Source organism: Paenibacillus kobensis NBRC 15729, assembly GCF_004000825.1.
Lineage (GTDB): Bacteria > Bacillota > Bacilli > Paenibacillales > Paenibacillaceae > Paenibacillus_T > Paenibacillus_T kobensis.
In genome coordinates, this window is sequence record NZ_BILZ01000141.1 from 1 (window position 1) to 1,171 (window position 1,171).

General features: G+C 47.1%; 2 pseudogenes. Both read right to left on the minus strand.

The annotated features are described in order from the left end of the window. Window positions 1-625, minus strand: a pseudogene (locus PKO01S_RS28485) (sugar ABC transporter permease); the annotation flags it as partial. Between the two features lie 416 nt (window positions 626-1,041). Beyond that, window positions 1,042-1,171: pseudogene (locus tag PKO01S_RS29565) on the minus strand (carbohydrate ABC transporter permease); the annotation flags it as partial.

The following is a 1,171-nucleotide window of genomic DNA, read 5'->3' on the forward strand; positions in this document are numbered from 1 at the left end:
ACGGGTCGATGGAAGTGATGGCTGCCAAGTAAATGATCGTGCTCCAGCCAACTTCTTTCCACACGTGCGAAGCGCCTACGATGCCCCAGAAATATTTCGGCGTTCCGAGCCACAGAATCGGCTCGCTGATCAAGCCCAGTCGCATGAGCACATCGTTGACGATGCCTCCCTCGATCGACAAGGAAGTCGCCACGATACCGGTTACAATAATCCATGACAGGAAGTGAGGCAAATAGGAAATCGTCTGAATGAACCGTTTCGTAATTCTTTGTTTCACTTCGTTCAGCATCAGTGCGAACCCGATCGCCGTTACGAACCCAAGCACCATATTAATAACGCTCATCGCGAGCGTATTTCTTAACACTTGAAGAAATACGTCGTCGGTAAAAAAAAATTTGAATTGATCAAATCCAACCCATTCTTGGTCAAACACACTTGCACCTGGTCTATATTGCTGGAAAGCCATTAGCCAGCCCCAGATTGGGACATATGCGAACAAAATAACAAGTGCCACTAGCGGAAATGACATCAAAATCAACTCGCGCTGACTCCACAGCCGCTTTCGGAACGTGACGGCTTTTCGTTCCGCACCTACAGCCGTTCCTATAAGAACCGTTTCTTGCATACTCTACGCCTCCTCGTCCATTATGAATCGATCAATTTATTTTTAGCGCTGCATTAACATAAGCTGCTCATGGTAGCGTTTTCAACTTCAGGTTTAAAATCTTCTTCTTTGCCCGAGCAATCGACCAGCAACGTGCCGAGTGTCAGAACGGTGGCCATGCTTAGCATAGCCGATCAGTTTACATTAACCCTCATGCACCGTCCCTCCTTCACTTTTGTGAGACCTGTACGACGAAAGGATGCATCCGCTTCGTTACCTTTTATTATCTACTTTTTGAATTCGCTTACAATTCATGGATTATAGGTTAACCCCCTGAAAAATAGCAAAACCACAGGCAATTCGGTACGTTTTAAAACCGAAAAAAAAGAGAGGTTCTCGTGTGGAACGAGAACCTCTCTTTTGGGATTGCCGGGTAATTAACCTTTTACGCCGCCGAGCTGCAAGCCCGTTACGAAGTAACGCTGCATGAACGGATAGACCAAGATGATTGGCAGTGCGGCAACGATCGTAATCGCGGCGCGGATCGACAGCGGCGTAACCATACCT